This window comes from Nocardia bhagyanarayanae (genome assembly GCF_006716565.1).
GTDB lineage: Bacteria > Actinomycetota > Actinomycetes > Mycobacteriales > Mycobacteriaceae > Nocardia > Nocardia bhagyanarayanae.
Genome location: NZ_VFPG01000002.1, coordinates 1,306,686 through 1,325,225, shown reverse-complemented (window position 1 = coordinate 1,325,225; position 18,540 = coordinate 1,306,686). Strand labels below are relative to the sequence as shown.

19 protein-coding genes are annotated in these 18,540 nt (G+C 66.2%); 7 read left to right on the top strand and 12 right to left on the bottom strand.

Annotated features, from left to right (window positions below; all coding sequences use genetic code 11):
- Window positions 1-11 precede the first annotated feature (11 nt).
- Window positions 12-1,223, top strand: a complete 1,212-nt coding sequence (locus FB390_RS32745) for an acetyl-CoA C-acetyltransferase (protein WP_141813013.1) — start codon at window positions 12-14, stop codon at window positions 1,221-1,223.
- 72 nt (window positions 1,224-1,295) lie between these two features.
- Here the strand turns inward: FB390_RS32745 and FB390_RS32740 are convergent, their stop codons facing one another.
- From FB390_RS32740 to FB390_RS32705, 7 genes are all read right to left on the bottom strand, one after another.
- Entirely contained in the window at window positions 1,296-1,514 is a 219-nt protein-coding gene (locus FB390_RS32740; protein ID WP_141813012.1) for a hypothetical protein, read from the bottom strand.
- On the bottom strand, window positions 1,511-1,855 hold the full coding sequence (locus tag FB390_RS32735) for a hypothetical protein (protein ID WP_141813011.1): 345 nt from the start codon (window positions 1,853-1,855) through the stop codon (window positions 1,511-1,513). The genes FB390_RS32740 and FB390_RS32735 overlap by 4 nt, the downstream gene beginning before the upstream one ends.
- A gap of 381 nt (window positions 1,856-2,236) precedes the next feature.
- Window positions 2,237-3,403: a helix-turn-helix domain-containing protein gene (locus FB390_RS32730; protein WP_141813010.1), complete on the bottom strand. Its 1,167-nt coding sequence runs from the start codon at window positions 3,401-3,403 to the stop codon at window positions 2,237-2,239.
- 281 nt (window positions 3,404-3,684) lie between these two features.
- Window positions 3,685-4,032, bottom strand: coding sequence for an NAD(P) transhydrogenase subunit alpha part 2 (locus FB390_RS32720; RefSeq protein WP_141813009.1), 348 nt, complete (start codon window positions 4,030-4,032; stop codon window positions 3,685-3,687).
- A gap of 684 nt (window positions 4,033-4,716) precedes the next feature.
- Window positions 4,717-6,357 carry a GMC oxidoreductase gene (locus tag FB390_RS32715; RefSeq protein WP_221639453.1) on the bottom strand — a complete coding sequence of 547 codons (1,641 nt, stop codon included), beginning with the start codon at window positions 6,355-6,357 and terminating at the stop codon, window positions 4,717-4,719.
- Between the two features lie 35 nt (window positions 6,358-6,392).
- Window positions 6,393-6,605 carry a hypothetical protein gene (locus tag FB390_RS32710; protein ID WP_141813008.1) on the bottom strand — a complete coding sequence of 71 codons (213 nt, stop codon included), beginning with the start codon at window positions 6,603-6,605 and terminating at the stop codon, window positions 6,393-6,395.
- Window positions 6,606-6,700: 95 nt separating this feature from the next.
- A complete protein-coding gene (locus FB390_RS32705; RefSeq protein ID WP_141813007.1) occupies window positions 6,701-7,285 on the bottom strand; it encodes a TetR/AcrR family transcriptional regulator in 585 nt (194 codons plus the stop codon).
- A gap of 109 nt (window positions 7,286-7,394) precedes the next feature.
- Here FB390_RS32705 and FB390_RS32700 point away from each other — a divergent pair, with 109 nt between their 5' ends.
- Both FB390_RS32700 and FB390_RS32695 read left to right on the top strand, forming a co-directional pair.
- Window positions 7,395-8,384: a GlxA family transcriptional regulator gene (locus FB390_RS32700; protein WP_141813006.1), complete on the top strand. Its 990-nt coding sequence runs from the start codon at window positions 7,395-7,397 to the stop codon at window positions 8,382-8,384.
- Between the two features lie 132 nt (window positions 8,385-8,516).
- The gene (locus FB390_RS32695) at window positions 8,517-9,479 is read left to right on the top strand and encodes an alpha/beta hydrolase (protein ID WP_141813005.1); all 963 of its coding nucleotides are present in this window, start codon (window positions 8,517-8,519) and stop codon (window positions 9,477-9,479) included.
- Window positions 9,480-9,664: 185 nt separating this feature from the next.
- Here FB390_RS32695 and FB390_RS32685 read toward each other — a convergent pair whose 3' ends face one another.
- Window positions 9,665-9,997, bottom strand: a complete 333-nt coding sequence (locus FB390_RS32685) for a thioredoxin family protein (protein WP_141813004.1) — start codon at window positions 9,995-9,997, stop codon at window positions 9,665-9,667.
- Between the two features lie 241 nt (window positions 9,998-10,238).
- Between FB390_RS32685 and FB390_RS32680 the strand changes: the two genes are divergently transcribed.
- The 3 genes from FB390_RS32680 to FB390_RS32670 all read left to right on the top strand — a co-directional run bounded on the left by FB390_RS32680 (window position 10,239) and on the right by FB390_RS32670 (window position 12,547).
- Complete coding sequence (locus FB390_RS32680; protein ID WP_141813003.1) at window positions 10,239-10,853, top strand: TetR/AcrR family transcriptional regulator; 615 nt, start codon at window positions 10,239-10,241, stop codon at window positions 10,851-10,853.
- Window positions 10,850-11,734, top strand: a complete 885-nt coding sequence (locus FB390_RS32675; RefSeq protein WP_141813002.1) for an alpha/beta hydrolase — start codon at window positions 10,850-10,852, stop codon at window positions 11,732-11,734. Before FB390_RS32680 ends, FB390_RS32675 begins: the two co-directional genes overlap by 4 nt.
- 72 nt (window positions 11,735-11,806) lie before the next feature.
- Window positions 11,807-12,547 carry an SCO6745 family protein gene (locus FB390_RS32670; RefSeq protein WP_141813243.1) on the top strand — a complete coding sequence of 247 codons (741 nt, stop codon included), beginning with the start codon at window positions 11,807-11,809 and terminating at the stop codon, window positions 12,545-12,547.
- Window positions 12,548-12,641: 94 nt separating this feature from the next.
- Here the strand turns inward: FB390_RS32670 and FB390_RS32665 are convergent, their stop codons facing one another.
- Together FB390_RS32665 and FB390_RS32660 are read right to left on the bottom strand one after the other, a co-directional pair.
- Window positions 12,642-13,802, bottom strand: coding sequence for an acyl-CoA dehydrogenase family protein (locus tag FB390_RS32665; RefSeq protein ID WP_141813001.1), 1,161 nt, complete (start codon window positions 13,800-13,802; stop codon window positions 12,642-12,644).
- A gap of 6 nt (window positions 13,803-13,808) precedes the next feature.
- Window positions 13,809-14,642 (bottom strand): CoA transferase, encoded by an 834-nt coding sequence (locus tag FB390_RS32660; RefSeq protein WP_141813000.1) that lies wholly within the window; start codon window positions 14,640-14,642, stop codon window positions 13,809-13,811.
- 498 nt (window positions 14,643-15,140) lie between these two features.
- On the opposite strand from FB390_RS32660, the gene FB390_RS32655 reads away from it, so the two are divergent.
- Window positions 15,141-15,803, top strand: a complete 663-nt coding sequence (locus FB390_RS32655) for a trypsin-like serine protease (protein ID WP_141812999.1) — start codon at window positions 15,141-15,143, stop codon at window positions 15,801-15,803.
- Between the two features lie 117 nt (window positions 15,804-15,920).
- Here the strand turns inward: FB390_RS32655 and FB390_RS32650 are convergent, their stop codons facing one another.
- Together FB390_RS32650 and FB390_RS32645 are read right to left on the bottom strand one after the other, a co-directional pair.
- Window positions 15,921-16,451, bottom strand: a complete 531-nt coding sequence (locus FB390_RS32650; protein WP_141812998.1) for a hypothetical protein — start codon at window positions 16,449-16,451, stop codon at window positions 15,921-15,923.
- A gap of 729 nt (window positions 16,452-17,180) precedes the next feature.
- Window positions 17,181-17,867 carry a Zn-ribbon domain-containing OB-fold protein gene (locus FB390_RS32645; RefSeq protein WP_246124532.1) on the bottom strand — a complete coding sequence of 229 codons (687 nt, stop codon included), beginning with the start codon at window positions 17,865-17,867 and terminating at the stop codon, window positions 17,181-17,183.
- Window positions 17,868-18,540 lie beyond the last annotated feature (673 nt).

Here is an 18,540-nt window from a genome sequence, read left to right as displayed (position 1 = left end):
GGACACACCCCATGCCCGACGCAGTCATCTGCGAACCGCTGCGCACCCCCGTCGGCCGCTTCGGCGGCGTTCTCAAAGACGTTCCGCCACAACAGCTCGCCACTACTGTCATCACAGAACTCGTGCGCCGCACCGGCATCGACGGCGCCGCCATCGACGACGTGATCCTCGGTCAGGCCTCCCCCAACGGCGAGGCCCCCGCCATCGGCCGAATCGCCGCCCTCGACGCGGGCCTCGGCATCGACGTCCCCGGCATGCAAGTCGACCGGCGCTGCGGCTCCGGCCTCCAGGCGGTCATCCAGGCGTGCCTGCAAGTCGCCACCGGTGGCAGCGATCTCGTGCTCGCGGGCGGTGTCGAATCGATGAGTCGGACCGAGTTCTACGCGACCGGCATGCGCTGGGGCGTCAAGGGCGACGGCGTCGCACTGGCCGACCGCCTCGCCAGAGCGCGCGTCACCGCGGGCGGCCGCGACTTCCCCGTGCCGGGCGGAATGATCGAGACCGCGGAGAACCTGCGCGCCGAGTACGCGATCAGCCGGGCGGACCAGGACGCACTGGCCGTGCTTTCGCACCAGCGTGCCGTAGCCGCCCAACGCGAGGGACGATTCGCCGACGAGATCGTCGGAGTCCCTGTTCCGCAACGCCGCTCGGCACCCGTACTTGTCGACACCGACGAGCACCCGCGCGCCGACACCACCGTCGAGGCGCTGTCCGCACTGCGTCCGATCCGTTCGTCGATCGACCCCGAATCCACGGTCACCGCAGGCAATTCCAGCGGCCAGAACGACGGCGCGGCCCTCTGTCTGGTCACCACCCCGGAGCACGCCCGCAGACTCGGCCTCCGCCCCCTGGCCCGCCTGGTGTCCTGGGCCGCAGCGGGCGTCCCACCCCGCACCATGGGAATCGGCCCGGTTCCGGCAACCGAGCGCGCCCTCGCCCGTGCGGAACTCACTCTCGCCGACATGGACGTCATCGAACTGAACGAGGCCTTCGCGGCCCAGGTACTCGCCGTAGTGCGCCGCTGGAACGTCGCGCCCGACGATCCTCGGTTGAACCCCAACGGCTCCGGCATCTCCCTCGGCCATCCCGTCGGCGCCACCGGCGCCCGCATCCTCGCCACCCTCCTGCGCGAAATGGACCGCCGCGAAGCACGATACGGCCTGGAGACGATGTGCATCGGCGGCGGCCAGGGCCTCGCCGCGGTCTTCGAACGCCTGCCCTGATCCTGGCCTACGCCGCCACCCGGCAACTTCGCCAGCGGGCCGGGCCGAGTCGGGGCGACCGAAATCAGGCTGCTAGCGCTCGAGGTAGAGGCGTTCGTTGGGCAGTCGTGGAAACGTCCGCTGCTCGAGGTAGATGGTTACCGCGTCGACGTAGTGGCGAGCTTCATGCTCCTGTACGAAGTTCAACGCGGCGGTCAGGCAAGCGGTGTAATCCATTCGCACCCCGTGCAAGAACACCGACAGGTGCACATCCGGTTCGCTCGGCAGCGGCGATTCCGCTCCGGCGCTCACCAGACCGGCTGCCGTTGCGCGTCGAGGACCGCGTGAACGGCATACAGCACCGCACGCCCTGATGGTCGAAATACCGAGTGCGCTGCGGTGATCCAGCCCCGATACTCCGAACCCTGATCAGCCGGGGACGGCAACGCTACGAAATCACCGTTACCGAACACCACCACCCGGCGACTGCGATACAACACTGCCTCGGCCGCGATCATCGTTGCGGGGATATCGGAGGGGACCAGGAACGTCCAGGTCGCCGTGCGCGGTGTGGTGATGATCGGCCCACCGCCCTGCCTTCTGGCGTCCAACTCCGCCTTGACCATCTGCCCGACCTCGGCGGTCATCGCCACCGCCCACACCATGCCCGCGGTGAAACCGATCCTGCCCGTGCCCGGTTGGAGCACAGCGGGCAAATGGCACACGCTGCGGTAACACTCCACCCGCGTACGCGGCGTATCCCCGACAACCGGTGCGCTGGGTTCCGTGCGCGTCGGCGCCGGGTCCGTAGCCGCGTTTGTTCCCCGGACTTCGCTTTCGGGCAAATCCATTCGGCAGCACCCTCCCTGCTCGCTCGAGACGTGGCAAGCACCCGCCGCCGGGGATCGATGAGGGGCACCGCATCAACCCGACGGCGAGGCTGCATTGAGCTTCACAGGGGTATAGACAGCTGGACAATGGCACTTCCAGCGGTGAAGCTCTAGAAGTGACACAGTGAAAGCTGATCATTCGATTCAATACTCGAGCCGAATGATGTCCGCCAGTTCACGCATTTCCGCTGTGAGAGTTCGCCGTTTGGCGATGATCCGACTCAGTAGATCCCGAGCCATCCGCTGTTCGACCAGCCACGGTCGCGCCTCGCGGGAAAGTTGGACAAGAACGTCGAAGGCAGCGTCATAGCGCCGCAACTCCAAGTTCGCCGATGCGACATCGAGTAGATGACGATTCCGGTTGTCCGACGTCGGCCGCAAATCGGGCGGAACCTCTCGCGCCAGCCGTAATGCCAAGTCCGGCCGGTCATCTACGACCGCATTCTCCACACGCTTCATCGCGACTGTCGCAGGCCCGAACGTCGTCCAGTATTGGTGATAACTACCGGCCTCCCGCCGAACAGCAACCGCTGCCGCTCGAGCAAGCCGCATCATGTCATCGGCCTCGTCAGGCCGGTTGTCCCGAATAGCGGCCGCCGACCCACGCAGCAACAACCATCCCCACGTCGAAACCTCCGGCACCGTCGCCACCGACAACCTCGGCTCGACCCTGTCCGCCCACTCGGTAGCGAGCACGCGAACATCCTCGAATTGCCGCTCCACCAACATCAACCAGCAAAGCGTGATCACGGCCGAACCCGCATCCAGAAGATTCCCCGTGGCCTCGGCATCCGCCAGCGAACGGCCAAGCGCCACACGGGCAGGCTCGAGTTGACGCGTTTGAACCATCACCGACCCGACCAGCTGCAACACTCGCGACCGCATAAGCGGCGAGGCCGCCTCACCATCCTTGACAAGACGCGGAAGAATCTTGGCCAACCGCTCGTACTCGTTGTGGTGATAGAGCCGCACCGCATCGACCAGCATCGCCTCGATACCCTGCTCGACGATCCCCTCCGCAGGCTGCCCCTCCCCTAACGCCGCGAGGGCATCACGCGTCGCCGCCCAAATCTCATCGCTCCCGTACCCATCTTCAGGAGGAGCCGGATCCGGACCGAGGAGAGCCGACAACGGACACCCCAGGGCAACCGCAATCCGCCGAAGCGTCACCATACGAGCGTCATCCCGCTCCCCCTGCTCGATCTTGCGAATGAGCGACAGTGAGACCCCCGACTCCTGCGCCAACTCCCGCTGCGAAAGACCACGCCGCTTGCGAACCGATTGAAGCCGTTCCCCGAGATCAAGGCTCATGCGACGAGGCTAAGACCGTGAAGCGGTCCCGTACAGCAGCAACCCGCCGACACCATCGAAGCCTTCGTCGCACTCTGCGACGGACTCTGTACAGCCATCCTCCTCGACGACCACGAATCCGACCCGGACCACATCCGCGAAGTCCTCAGTGGCGCGCTACTGCGGCCCACCCCATAGCCCGGGCGGGTCGACAATCTCCAGCCCGCAGCAGTCAGCGTTCGATGTAGGAAAGTTCGTTGGTGCGTCCCGCCTCCGGATTTCCGTCGTACCGCTCGAGTCCATCAATCGGCTGCGGGGTTGGCGGGTAGTGCCGTCTTCTCATGTTCCAATCCGCGCATGGACGGCGCGATCCAAGTCATCCGCTGCGCGTACACGGCCTGTTTATAACCTTTCCGGATGTCTTCGAGGGAAGTCGCCGGATCGTCCGCATCCAATAGCAGACTGTCCAGGTCATAAAACGCGTTGCGGTTCGCCTGCCATTTCGTTTCGAAGCCCCCGACGATATTGAGCGTGGACAGCAAGGCGGCGACAGTCGCGCAGATCGCGGCGAGATCAGCCTGAGGCGGGTCCGGGATCTGGATCGCCAGCGCGGCGGCAGCACTCAGGACGGCCGCACCGATGAGACTCACATGGTGCGCCACAGACCACCCAGCCGACCCGCGCCGAAACTTGTTTCGCGCCACGCGGACTCGTGCGAGCAGATGATCCCTGGCCGACCCGGACGCGGATCCACCAGTGCCGCTTTGCGTTGTCATGACACCATCTTCTCGCGAAACATGGTGCGGAAGAAGGCGAGCACAGCCGCCAGGTTCGATTCAGCTGCCGCTGCCACTGCCACCACTGGATCCCCCGAGACCACCGCGCTCCGTGGTGGTTGTCGGGGGTTTGGTCGCCGTCGGCTGTTGCGGGAGCGTCGTACGCGGTGACTGGGTGGTGGACGGTGTAGTTCGGGGCGCGGTCGTGGTGACCGACGTCGGCGGCTTGGGTGCCTTCCGCGGTTGGGTGGAGCCGCATCCCGTGGCGAGCAGCGAGGCTGCCACCGCGGCGGGCAGTGCATACGCCACTCGCCGTGACATGCGCCGCCCGCCGACACGGACGTTCCCAGATGAATTACCCCGCATAGTCTTCCCCCCTTGTTACCGATCGAGCGAACCGATCTTAACAACAGGCGAGGCGAGAGCGAGAAGTCGGTGAACGTCCGCCAGCTGTGTCTGCCACACGAAGCAGGCTGGGCGGCAACACGACTCGTGGCGTTCACCGCGACACCCCCGCGGTGGTCGAGGACGCGTACCACCGCGCCCTCGACGCCGGGGTCACAGATCGCTGGCGACGATGTTCTCGATATTGCGTTCCGCCAGAGCGGTAATGGTGACGAATGGATTGACGCTGGTATTGCCGGGGATCAGCGAACCGTCGATGACGTAAAGCCCGGTGTAGCCGGGCAGGCGACCGTAGTTGTCGGTCGCCTCGTTGAGCACGCAACCACCCAGCGGGTGATAGGTGAAGTCGTCGCCCCAGGTCTTGTAGACGCCGAAGAGGTCGGTCCGGTAGATCGTCCCCTCCTTCGCGTTGATCTTGTCGAAGATGCGCTTGGCGGCGTCGATGGCGTACTGGTTCTGGGAGGTCTGCCAGCTCAGATCGACCTTGCCGGTGCCCGAGTTGAAGGTGAACTGGGCGCGGTTGGGGTTCTTGGTGATCGCCAGATACAGGCTGACGTAGGTCTCCAGCCCCGCAGGGAAGGGCGCGACCTCGGCGAAGGCAGGGCCGCCCCCATCGGCCCAGTTGTCGATGCCCAGGCACGGCATGCTGGATTGCAGTACGCCGGTGCCGTCCCACATGTGATTGGCGCGGCCCACCATGACGTTGCCGTTGTTGCCCCACTTCTTGCCGACGGCATCGGGCAGGTCCGGCAGTTTGCCCTGCGCCTTCATAGCCACCAGTAACTTCGAGGTGCCGATACTGCCCGCCGCGAAGAACACTTTCTGCGCCACAACGGTTTTGGTCGCCACCGTGGCGCCACTGGTGTTGATCTCTTTCATCTCCACCCGATAGCCGCCCTCCGTGGGCGATACGGCGGTGACGGTGTGCATGGGCGTGATACGCACTTTGCCGGTCCCGGTGGCGGCGGCGAGATACGTCTTGTCCAGCGACCGCTTTCCGTGGTTGTTGCCGTAGATGACCTCACCCGCGAGTGCCGATCGGGTGACCTGCTCGGCCTGCTCCTTCTTCATGTATTCGAAGTCGTAGACGTTCGGCACGAAAGTCCAGCCGAAGCCGGAGCGTTCCGCGTGTTTGCGCCCCACGCGCGCGAATTGGTAGCACTCCGCGCTCTCGAACCAGGTCCGGTCGATATTGTTCACGCCGAGACCGGTATTGGCGCGCGGGTAATAGACGTTGTACATCTCGTCGGCGTTCACCGAGGGCAGGATGGCCGCGAAGTTCTCCCGCTTGGGCGTCACCGCCATACCACCGTTGACCAACGAACCACCGCCGACGCCCCGGCCCTGGTAGACGCGAATTCCGCTGAACTGCTCGGAATCCAGGACGCCCGTGTACCTTTCGATGTCTTTGTTGTAGCTGCTGCCCGCGAAGTAGCCGACCGGCTGATCGGTGCGATCACGCAGCCAGTAGGACCGCCCGTCGGGCTTCAGCACGGGACAGAAGATCTTGCCGTCGGAGCCGGGCGTCGTCCACGACATTCCCATTTCCACCACGGTCACCTCCACCCCCGCCTGCGCGAGCCGCAGTGCGGCGACCGATCCCCCGTATCCGCTGCCGATGACGAGCGCGGGAACTTTCTCCCCATCCGCCAGCGGCGCCGCGGTTGCCCGCGCCATGGACCTCCCCACCAGCGCGGCACCAATGGTGAAACCGGTTGCAGCTAGAAACCCGCGCCTGCTCACCCCCGGCCTAAACCGACTTCCAACAGGCATTTCATGGGTGCGAACAGACATCGCAGGCTCCTCATCGAGTCTTGGATTGGAACCTGTTATAGAGAGGAAAAACGAGCCACGCGGAACTTTCCGCACACACCGGAAAACTTTCGATCTTGGACCGAGAGGAGAAGGGTGAACAGAAGGTTCACCGCCGTCACCGCGGCGGGCTGCCAGGGCCAGCCGATCGCTTTCGATGGGGCCGGGTCCGGATCCTTCTCGGATACCGGAGGGGCAGAAAGAAGTTCCGCCGCTTCCTCGATCGACATCCTGCCCAACCACGGCAACCACGCCGGTGGCGCGGCTAATGGCTCATATACCTCGGCACGTCAGGTGTGGCGCGTGACCGGTCCTGCCGGTGGGATCACTGCGGTATCGCAGCACAAGAGATTTCGGCGACGTCGTCCAGACGCTGCCGAGACACATCCAATCGGCTCAGCTGAATCAACCCCTGGGAGACCAGCACGATGTGCGAGCTGAGCGCCGCTAATGCGTTCTCGTCCAGCACCTTTCGCGGAATGTCGGCGCGCAGCCGCTCGGCGACGTGGCTCTCCATCCGCGCGGTCGTCCGATCGGCGATGGCGATGACCTCCGGCACCCGGTGCCCGAGTTGGCCGATGCTGTTGAGCATCAGGCATCCGCGGCGGTTGGGGTGCGCGAGACAGTCTGCGATCACCGCGTCGAAGAACGCGCGCACCGCCGCCTGCGGCGACCCCGAGTTGGCGCGCAGCACCGCGTGCACGAAATCGGCCCGCCGCTCGCAGTATCGGCGGAAAGCCGCGAGGAACAGACCCATCTTGCTGCCGTAGGCGGCGTAGATACTCCCGTTGCCGACGCCGGAAGCGCTCGACACCCCCTCCACCGAGGTGCTGTCGAACCCGTCGGTCCAGAACAGTTCGATGGCGACGTCGAGCAGCGCCGACTCGTCGAACTGCCGCGGACGCCCCATTCGTCCACGCTAGCAACGCCCGGCATTCGCATCCGTCGCGGGCATGACATCCGGCACACGGCGGCCGCTCGGCTTGGTTGTGGAGGCGCGATTCCACAATAATTGCCCAATGGATTCCACAGCAGGTAACTCATCGCGACGGCGCATCGGAATCCTGGTCTTCGACGGCGTGAAAATGCTCGATTTCGCGGGCCCGGCCGAGGTGTTCGTCGAGGCCAACCAGTCCCTCCCCGCCTACGACGTGGTGCTGGTCTCGGCCGACGGCAAAGACATGCAGACCTCCATCGGCGCGCGTGTGGCCGTGGCCTGCGCGGCGGAGGACGCGGGCCGCTTCGACACCGTGGTCGTTCCCGGCAGCGAGCTGCCCGCCGCCCAGTTCGTGACGCCGGAAGTGCTGCGGGCCACCCGCCATCTCGCCGAGCACACGCGCCGCCTCGCCTCCATCTGCAGCGGGGCCGCCATCCTCGCCCACCTCGGCCTCCTCGACGGCAGGCGCGCGACAACGCACTGGAAGTTCACCAAGGACCTCGGCCGCCAATTCCCCGCGGTCGAGGTGGATTCCGACGCGATCTTCGTGCGCGACGGGCACATCTACAGTTCCGCGGGTGTCGCTGCGGGCATCGACCTCGCGCTGGCGCTGGTAGAGGAGGACCACGGCGCGGCGGTCGCGCGCCGGGTCGCCCAATCGTTGCTGGTGTACATGCAGCGGGCCGGTGGGCAGTCGCAGTTCTCGGCGGCGCTGAGCGGCCCGGTCCCGCGCAGTCCGCTGATCCGCGCGGTCGCCAATCTGATCTGCGCCGATCCCGCCCAGCCGTACACGGTGAAAACGCTCGCGTCGCACGCGAGGGTGAGCCCGCGGCATCTGACCCGATTGTTCCGCGCGGAACTGGAGAGCACGCCCGCGGAGTACGTCGCCTTCGTCCGATTCGGTTACGCCAGAGACAAACTCGACGCGGGCTACAGCGTCACCGAAGCCGCCATGGCCGCCGGATACGGCAGCGCCGAGGCGATGCGCCGCGCCTTCATCGCGCGGCTGGGCGTCTCGCCGCGCAAGTATCAGCAGCGCTTCCGTTCCACGGCGTACGCGACGGGAAGCTGATCTTCGTTCTTGCGGTTTGCCAACCGGTGTCCCAAATCGGGCGGATACTTGGCTCAACGGTTGGGGCGCGTGCGCGCCCGGTTCGCGAAAACTGGAGGCCCCACTCAACAACGACGCCGAAAGGTAGGGACCATGGCGGGAAATCCCCTCGGTCTATCGCTCGAGCCAGCAGCGCAGGAGTTCGTGGACGCGACCTCCGAGCCGCCGTTCCTGTACCAGCTTCCGCCGGAAGAGGGCCGCAAGGCGGTCGACGGCGTGCAGGACAGTCCGATCTTCAAGCCGGAGATCGACGAGGAATGGACCACCGTCGAGGGCGGTCCCACCGGCTCGGTCCGGGTGCGCATCGTCAAGCCGGTCGGGGCTACGGGACCGCTGCCCGTCGTCCTCTACACGCACGGCGCGGGCTGGGTCTTCGGTGACGCGCACACCCACGATCGGCTCGTGCGCGATCTGGCGATCGGCGCGAACGCCGCCGTGGTGTTTCCCGAGTACGACCGCTCGCCCGACGTGCGCTACCCGGTGGCGAACGAACAGTCCTACCGGGTCGCCCAGTGGGTCACCACCGACGGCGCCACGAAGGGCCTGGATTCCTCGCGCATCGCCATCGCGGGCGACTCGGTCGGCGGCAACATGGCCATCGCGTTGACGCTGATGGCCAAGGAGCGCGGTGACGTCTCCTTCGTGCAGCAGGTGCTGTTCTACCCGGTGACCGACGCGAACTTCGACACCGGCTCCTACCGGGACTTCGCCGAGGGCTACTTCCTGACCCGCGACGGTATGCGATGGTTCTGGGATCAGTACACCACCAGCGAAGAGGACAGGGCGCAGATCACCGCCTCGCCCTTGCGCGCGACGACCGAGCAACTCGCCGGGCTGCCGCCCGCGCTCGTCATCACCGCCGAGGCCGACGTGCTGCGCGACGAGGGGGAGGCTTTCGCGGCCAACCTCCGGCGCGCGGGCGTGCCCGTGACGCAGACCCGCTACGGCGGGATCGTGCACGACTTCGTGATGGTCAACTCCCTGCACGACACCCACGCGGCGAAGGCCGCGATCGCCCAGGCCGTCGCGGCGCTGTCCGCGGCCCTGCACGGCTGAGCCGGCGGCGTAGTAGACCTACGCCGTCCCGGCCCCTGGCGCGCCGCTGTTCCAGGCCGCGGCCGCCGATCTCGATCCGTGGTCGGAGACGAAGGTCCACACCGAAAACCCGGACCGCGGACCGCTGTTGATCATTTCCGGTGAGAAGGACAACACGCGGCCGGGGACTCCTCGGCCGCGGCGGCTCACTGCTCCGGGAGATACTCGCCGAACTCGTCCAGGAATTCGGGTACCGGGTCGACGCCCACGCTGTGGTGGACGAGTCGGCCGTCGATGAACAGGCCCAGCGTGGGAAACGCCCGGACCCCGTACCGCTCGGCCAGATCCGGCTGCTCCTCCACGTTCACCGTGACGACGACGAGCCGATCGGCGAGCTCGTCGGCGAGTTGGCGCAGCGTGGGCTTGGCCCGCTGGCACGGGGCGCAATAGGGGGCGGAGAAGGCGACGAGCACCGGCTTGCTGGAGGCGAGCACGGTCGTGTCGAAGGCTTCGGTGGACACGGTGTTCGGGACCTTCATCGCTTCTCTCCTCGACGCTGAGCTCAGCTATTGAATTGCCGAGCGCTAACCGGGCAAACGTACGAATCTCTGCGCGTGAATCGGCGGTGTCCTGCCTGTTCCCGGGCCGGCGACGACCGCCGGCAAACGTCCCGTTCTCGCCGCACGGCGCGGTGGCAACCGTGCCGTGGCGAGTTCGGTGCATTGACCGACCGACGGTCGGTCGGTACCGTCGGGAGAAGGGAGGTGCACCGTGCGACAGGTGAAGAAACCTGAGGTCCGCAGGGCGGAGATCGTCGACGCGGCCGTTCGCAGTTTCGTGGAGCGCGGCTACGACCAGACCACCGTCGAATCCATCACCGGCGGGCTCGGCGTCGCGAAAGGCTGCTTCTATCACTACTTCAGCTCCAAGGAGCAGGTGTTCGCCGCCGCGATCGACGACATCGCGCAGCGGCTGTGCGCGACGTATCTCCGGATCCTGCAAGACGATTCGCGTCCGCCCAGCGCCCGTCTGCTCGGCTACGTCGACCACAGCTACGCGCTCACCGAACGCAACGAGGCGCCCGACCTGCTGGCCGCGCTGCACGGGGATCGCTTCCGCGACATGCACCATCGGATCGTCGATCGGGTGGCGGACGAACTGCGCCCCGCTCTGTGCGCCTTGCTGACGGCGGGTGTGACCCAGGGCGAATTCGACGTTCTCGACCCTGAATTCACCGCGATCGCCCTACTCGGCGCACTGCGGGAACTGCACGAGGTCTACGCCGGGCGTCCGGACCTGGACCTGCGCGCGCATCGCGCCACCCTCGTGGATCTCCTCGAGCGCATGCTCGGCACACGACTCCCCCATTCCGATCGGCACACGGAGGAACGATGAAAACCCTTCCGGTCACCTTCGATTCGTCGGGCACCGAATGTGCGGGCATGCTGTACATCGAGACCGACACCGTTGGCCGCCCTTGCGTCGTCCTGTGCCCGGGTTTCAGCGGCACTCAGGACACCCCGTCGATCGTCGCGGCCGCCCAGACCTTCGCCGCCGCGGGCATGGCGGCGTTGACCTTCGACTACCGCCGCTTCGGTGTGAGCGCGGGCCAACCCCGTCAGGTCGTCGACATCGAGAACCAACTGGCCGACATTCGCGCCGCGATCCGCTTCGCCCGCGAGCATCCACTGGTCGATCCCGACCGAATCGTGTTGTGGGGCACCTCTCTCGGCGGCGGCCATGTCGTGACAGTCGCCGCCGGCGACGAGCGCATCGCCGCGGTACTGACGCAGGTGCCCTTCAACGGATTTCCGCGCCGAGCCGAAGGACGTTCCACCAGAGCCACTCTCGCACTGCTGCGCGTGATGGTGGCGGACTGGTTGCGCGGCGTCTTCGGTCTCGCACCGCGCTACATTCCCGCCGTCGGCCATCCGGGCGAGCTCGCCGTCATGACCGGCCCGCAGGCACAAGCCACCATCGACGCGATGCACAGCGAAACCTGGCGCAACAGCGTCGCGCCGCGGGCGCTGCTCCAGATGATGCGCTACAAACCCGGCGATCACGCCCCACAGCTCCGCATGCCGCTGTTGGTCTGCATCGGGGAACGCGACCGCGAGACCGTCGCCGAGAACACCGTCGAACTCGCCGAGCGCGCGCCCCGCGGCGAGCTGCGCACCTACCCTTTCAGCCACTTCGAGATCTATCGGGCCGACAACCGGGAGAAGGTCCTCGCAGACCAGATCGACTTTCTCCGCCGGGTACTTCCCGAAGTATGACCGAGCCCTTCCGTACGGTGTAAGAATCACCTAGGGTGACGGCTGGATGACAGTCCGATGAAGGGAGTGCGCGTGTCGGTCGCCGCCGCGGTCAAGAAGCAGGTCCAGGAGCTCGGCGGGGGATTCATGTTCTCCCGGGAGGCGAAGGAATTCGCACGCAGTACCGGCGTCGACGGGTTCTTCGGCCCGTACGCCCGCGGCAGGGGCGGCGTGCTCGGCGACGTCGACGCCGACGTGGTGACCGCCGCCTTCGGGTTCTTCCCCGCCCATTCGATCCGCAAGGCCTGGGAGTCGGTGTCGATGCCCGCCGCCACGGCCGCCGACGGCTATGCCGCGGCCTGTCAGGATTTCGGCCGCCGCAAGCTCGCCGATTTCGACCAAGCCGAACGCCTCGCCCAACTGCTGGAAGTCGTTGTCGCCGCAGCTGATCCGGCCGGTGTGCCGCTCTTCGCGGGCTGGCGCGCCTTGCCACTCCCCGCCGACGCCCCCGCCCGCGTCGTGCAACTCGCGCACGTCCTGCGCGAACTCCGCGGCGGCCTGCACCTCCTCGCCGTTCGCGCGAGCGGCCTCACCCCACTCCAAGCGGTCCTCATCTCCGGCTCCTCCTTCAACGACGGCCCCGGCCAGGCCCGCTGGTACGGCTGGCCCGAACCCTTCGAAGAGATCACCGCCACCATCCAGGACCGCTGGCAACGAGCCGAAGCCCTCACCGACACCCTCATCACCCCCGCCTTCGCCGTCCTCGACGAGGCCGCGGGCGCCGAGCTGACCGCCTTGGTCACCGCCGCCCACGCAACCGTGTTCGCCCGCTGACGCACAAGCGGCCCGCGAATCGGAGTCGATCGTGCGGCGTGCGGGTCGCTTCGAAAACTTCAACCTCGGTCGTCATTTCACGCTCGCTCGCAGCTCAGAGCGAGCGCGAGATGATTTCCTTCATGATTTCGCTGGTGCCGCCGTAGATCTTGTTCACGCGAGCGGCCGCGTAGGCGCGGGCGATGGGGTACTCCATCATGTAGCCGTAGCCGCCGAAGAACTGCACGCAGCGGTCCACGATGGCGACGGCCTTGTCGGCGGCGATCAGCTTGGCCATGGAAGCGGTGGCCGGATCGTTCTTGCCGTTGACGTATTGCTGGATGCAGTAGTCCACGGTGGTCTTGATAGAGAGCACCTCGGCCTTGAGTTCGGCGAGCTCGAATCGGTTGTGCTGGAACTTGATCAGCGGCCGACCGAACGCCTCGCGCTCCTTCGTATACTTCAACGCCTCGAGCACCGCGGCCTCGGCCATGCCCGCGCACACCGCGGCAATGATCAGCCGCTCGCGGGCAAGCTGCTCCATGAGCTGGTAGAAGCCCAGACCCTCCTGTGCGCCCAGGAGATTCGCCACCGGCACACGCATATCGGAGAAGAACAGCTCGCGGGTGTCCTGACCGTGCTGGCCGACCTTCTCCAGCACCCGGCCACGTTCGAAGCCGGGTAGATCGTTCACCTCGGCGACGATCAGCGAGACACCCGCCGCGCCCCGGGTCGGATCGGTCTTGGCGACGATCACCAGCAGATCGCAGTGAGTTCCGTTGGAGATGAAGGTCTTCGAGCCATTGACGATGTAGTGGTCGCCCGCACGCACGGCGGTGGTCTTGACCGCCTGCAAATCCGATCCGGTACCCGGTTCGGTCATGGCGATGGCCAGCACCAGATCACCGGAGATGATGCCCGGCATCCAGCGGGCCTTCTGCTCCTCGTTGGCGTAGGTGTCGATGTAGTGCGCCACGATCGGCGAGTGCACGATCCAGCCGGAGGAGGAGTCGTGCGCCATCGCCAACTCCTCGGCAATGACCGCGGACAAGCCGAAATCACCCGCTAGACCCCCGTATTCCTCCGGCAGGTCCACACCGAGCAGGCCAGCGGCGCCGAGCTTGTTCCAGAACTCCCGATCCACCATGTGCTGCTCGGCCCAGCGTTGTTGGTTGGGCGTGGATTCCTTGCGGAAGAAATCGGCCGCGTGCTTGCGCAGTTCGCGGTGCTGATCGGTTTCCCAGCTCGCTCGGTAGTCGGGGAAGAGTTCGGACATCGATGTCTACTTTCCTGAGTTGGTCTTGATTCCGTTGAGCGGCAGATCATCTCGCGCCGAGATCGCTTCGAGATCGGCGATGGTGAACTCCGCGAAGGCCTTACGGAAGCCCTCGTGACTGCCGTCGGCGCCGAAGGCGGCCAGCGCGCGCATGAAGAAGTGCGGTTCGATCGCACCGAGCGCGACGTAGCCGTCCTTGCACTCGTAGATGCCGTAACCGGGGAAGGCGCCGCCGAGCACCGCACCGGGCGCGGTGAGGCGATAACGCACCGCGTCGCCCGCGTTCGCCGCCGCTTCTTCGAGAGCGACCCGATAGGCCTGTCCGACACCGGTTTTCGCACGCCGCACCAGGGCAGCCACCGCCGTGGAGACAGCGCGTTCGGCCCCGAGAATGTCGGCGACCGGCACAGTCGGCATGGTCGGCGGCACCAGAGTTCCGTGCGCTGCTTGATAGTTGAGATCGTGTCCAGGCACCTCCGGATCGTCGGCGTGCCCGACAATCTCGATGAGCGACACCTGCGGGAAGCGCTCCTGCGGCTGCGCCAACCCCAGCTCGGCCAGCGCACTGGGCCGCATCGAGGTGACGAGCAGATCCGCCGTCGCGAGCAGCTCGTCGAGCTTGGCGCGGTCGGCCTCCTGCTTCAGGTCGAGAGTGACGACCGACTGGGCGGCAATGAGCTTCCCGTACCAGTCCGGCGCCGCGGCTGCCAGCGGATCGCCACCGGGCGGCTCGACCTTGACCACCGCCGCACCCAGCTCGGCCAGCCGTGCGGCGGCCAGCGGTCCGGGCAGATTCACCGCGAGCGAGACGACCTCGACACCGGCAAGGGATTGCGTCATTGCTACCTCCACTTCCCAAGGAACGATACAGTTGTATCGTATCCATGTCGAGTGTTGGCGCGGTCCGCCGCGGCGCTGCGTTCACCGCCAGCCGGGCACAATGGCCCGGTAATCTTCTCCGAGCGTGTCGTCGACCGTCTGCGTAGTCAGCCGTGTTGGGATGTGCGGGTGAGTTCCAGCTGGGCATGGCAACCGCCGACGTCCGCGCTGGTCACTGCCGATTTGCTCGACGACCGGGCCAGCCTGCCGGATCATTGAACGAATGGAGGCCATCGGCCGGCTCGAGTACGAGCTCGTCATAGCGGCAGAAGTGGCGGCCGAGCTCGGCGTCGGACGTTCCCGCCCGACAAGTTCACGCTCGAAACACAGCGGTGCCGGCCATGCCGACCAACCGGAACCAATCGAAGAGCCCACGAGAATACGCACCGTCCCGGCGTGATCCGGCCCGCTTGGCGGGCCGACGCCACCACCGAGCATTGTCGAGAAAGGGGATAGACCGTGAAGCTCGAGACCACGATCTCCGCTGCATTCTGTGCCCTCGGCCTTGCCATTCTCCCCGCCGCTCAGGCACACGCCGACGATCGCGTCATCGTCGGCCCGGGAACCTCGATCGGAGTCTGCACCATCGCCTCCGTCGGTACCGACAAACACGGCAACCTCGTCGCGCTGACCGCGGGGCACTGCATGCGCGTCCCGAACCAGCGCGTGAGCGTCGGCGGCCGAGACGTCGGGTTCTTCGCCGCGTGGTCCAGCACCTGGCCCTCGGAGCCCTTTCGCGAGGACGCCCAGCTCGACTACGCGGTGATCCAGCTCGACCCCAAGGTCGTCAAGCCCACCAACCTCACCCCGGCGGGCCGGCGCGTCGACCGCATCACCCCCTACCCCGATCCCCGACAGCTGCTGTGCAAGTACGGCCAGGTCACCGAGCACACCTGCGGCAACATGCTCGAACGCGACGGCAACGCCGTAAGGTCCTGGCAGCTGGCCTTCCCAGGCGATTCCGGTGGACCGGCCTACGCGGACTCGGGGCTGGTGGGCATCGCCTCATCGGTCAATCTGCTGCGCATCTGGGCACCCATCCAGTTCACCGGCATCAGCGGCGTCCTGGCGGATCTCGCCGCCCAGGGCGGCGTCGGCGCCGGCTTCACCCCGGTCGGCTAGGAGGCAGTCGCCCTCCAGCGCGCGTGGGATCGAAGCACCTGATCCCACGGCGTCTGGTGGCGTTGCCGCCGCGACCGCGGCGGCCACCAAGGCAAGCGTCTCCACGCCGTGCGAGCCTCACAGATCCGGCTCGTTACCGACTTCTACGACCGCCTCCGACGGTGCTCCATCCAAAAGATCCATGGAAATCGACGCGATATCGAATTCCTTTCCCGGCTGCGGGAGTTCGAAATAGAACCACACAGTGTTGTCCGATATTCGATATCCGTGGGCTCGGACGCGGATGTCCTCTCGATGCCCTTGCATCTCGGCAAGGCGTATCGAGTACAGCCGCACACCGGGTCGCGGAGCAACAGTCGGAAGTTCAGGTTTCGTTATGCCGGCCTCGGCCGACGGCTCCAAACCGAACATCGGCCAACCGCCCGGCGACAGCTCGACCACCGACAGGGGAACTGAAACGATCGAATAGAAGTGCAGTGGGCCGTCATCGTTCTGGGTGCCCAGAGAGAAGGCGATGTCGTCATCGTCCACACCGTACGAATCCGAGAAGACTCGTATCTCCGATCCGGAAACGAGTTGCAGCACTTGCAGATCCAACTCGAATCCCGGCGGACCACCCGGCCAGTCCATGCGCTCGGTCAGCTTCATTCCACTCCGGTCATTCTCGTATCCCACCGTACTCGTCTTCTTCTACCCGAGAGCCGCGTCGCCGCAGAGCCTTTCGGAAGCCTACAAATGCGCAGTCCCAGGTACTCTCCGTTGTCTCGGCCATGCCCGAGGTACGCGATGAGCTGGTAGCGCGTTGGATCGAGCTCGTTCATCCACTCGGTGGTTGCTCCCGTCGATCACCGCGCATCCTGACATCGCCGCCGTCGCTGACAGCGAAACAACCGCCCCCGACAACCGAATCCGACCATCGACAAACTACACGCCGCGATACAGCGCGGAGTCCATCGGATTACTTAGGCTCGGCTCGGCACCGCCGACCAGCACCCCGACTACCTTCTGCGGTCCGGCGACGTCGCTAAGCCGGGTCAGAAGACGAACAACTGCACCACGGCGCGGCGCAGTTCGACGCTGGGGCGCGATAGTTCGATGCGCCGCTGAAGTCGGGCAAACGAGGACGCTCCCGGTCGCCGTGTCGGGGCCGGTGATCTCTCGTCTTGGATCAGACCCCGCCCCCCGGTCAGCTCGGTCAGAGCGGAGCCGAGTTGGCGCAAACATGCGGTGACGTTGTCGCGGTTGCGGCTGTAAAAGTCGGCGCGTCTAGCCACGAGCTGGTGACGCCGAGCCGTCTCGATGCCGAGATGACCGTCGAGCAAGCGCGAGCTTGCCGACATCCTCATCGCTGCCGCAGATTGCGGCGTCCTCGGCCCGTCAACCGGCCGAAAGCAGCGAATCCATCTCCCACGCGTCCGCCAACGACTCCCGCAAACGACCTTTCAGTTCACGCACCGCGATGCTGTCGCTGCCCCGTGGGCACAGCACCTCGTTCACCATCAGCAGGAATCGCCGACGCGTCACGCCGAAGGTCACCAGCAACTCCGCCGCGGTCGCGCCACCGAACGGAGCCCATCGGATAGCGAAACCGATCAAAGACTTCGCCGCCGCGTCCAGGCAACCCGCACCCACGAGCCGATCACACTGGTCCAGCGCCGCCCGCATCCACGACCCGCCGTAGCGGTGGTCGGTATCCCGAGAACTGATCGAGATGACGTCGTTCGACGCACTCTGCGCCGCACGCACGTCATCGCTCGCCGAATCGTGCGCGTCGGGACAGACGACGAATACCGGGAACCGATCCACGCGGGGGCGCGGCTGGAACCGGACCCGGACCGACTCGTCCGTCGGCAGCGGACCATCGCCCTCGATCGTCGTGAACACCCACGGACCCTCGTCGAGCTCGACGACGGCGGTCGTCAACGGCTCCACCGCAGCATGCGGACCGCTCACACTGCGGTGCACCAGCCGCCAGGACACGATGGACCCGCGGCCGGCCGAGGGCACCCACTCGAGCTCCGAGGACTGGCACGTCGCACACGCGGCGGTCAGCGGGGCGAACAACTTGTCGCACCTTCCGCAACGCCGGATCATCAACGTCCCGGTCCGACCCGTGGAGGTGCCATTCGATTCGTGTGTGTGCTGATACATGGAAAACCTCGGCGTGATGGCTTGTATCCCGTCCTTACCGAGCGTCTTCCTCCGAGGGACTTTCCGCGACCGTAGAAATACGGGTATGCATACCTATTTCCGACCCAGGTACCGGCGATGTTCCCACCAGCAGGCGCGATAGCCACGCGCTATATCCTGGCCGGTCTCCTCGGCGCTCCTGCTACACGATGTCGTGATCAGCCGCCGTCCGGTCACAGCCTCCCACGTCGGACGCGTATTCGTATGCGGCCGATCGGTCGGAGCCTGGCGCGTCCACCGACCGTGACCAGGCCGCGGAACCGCAATGAGTCAACCACTCACGACGACGTCGAGGGGCTTGTTTCCACCGGCTCGGGTCACACTCCACCGCGTGAGCGCGCGCCGCATGCGACGGATGGTCCCGGCACTCAGCGGCGCATGATCCATTGCCCGCGACGCTGGCATGGGTTGGCCGGGTGGTCGCACCAGGCGCACCGTGTCCGAGCGACTTGTTTCATCACTAGTTCGAGATGGAGGGCGAGCTCGCTCGGCCCGAGGGCGCGGGTCGACCCCGGTGTCGAAAAGTGCGCGTGCCTGGGCTACCACG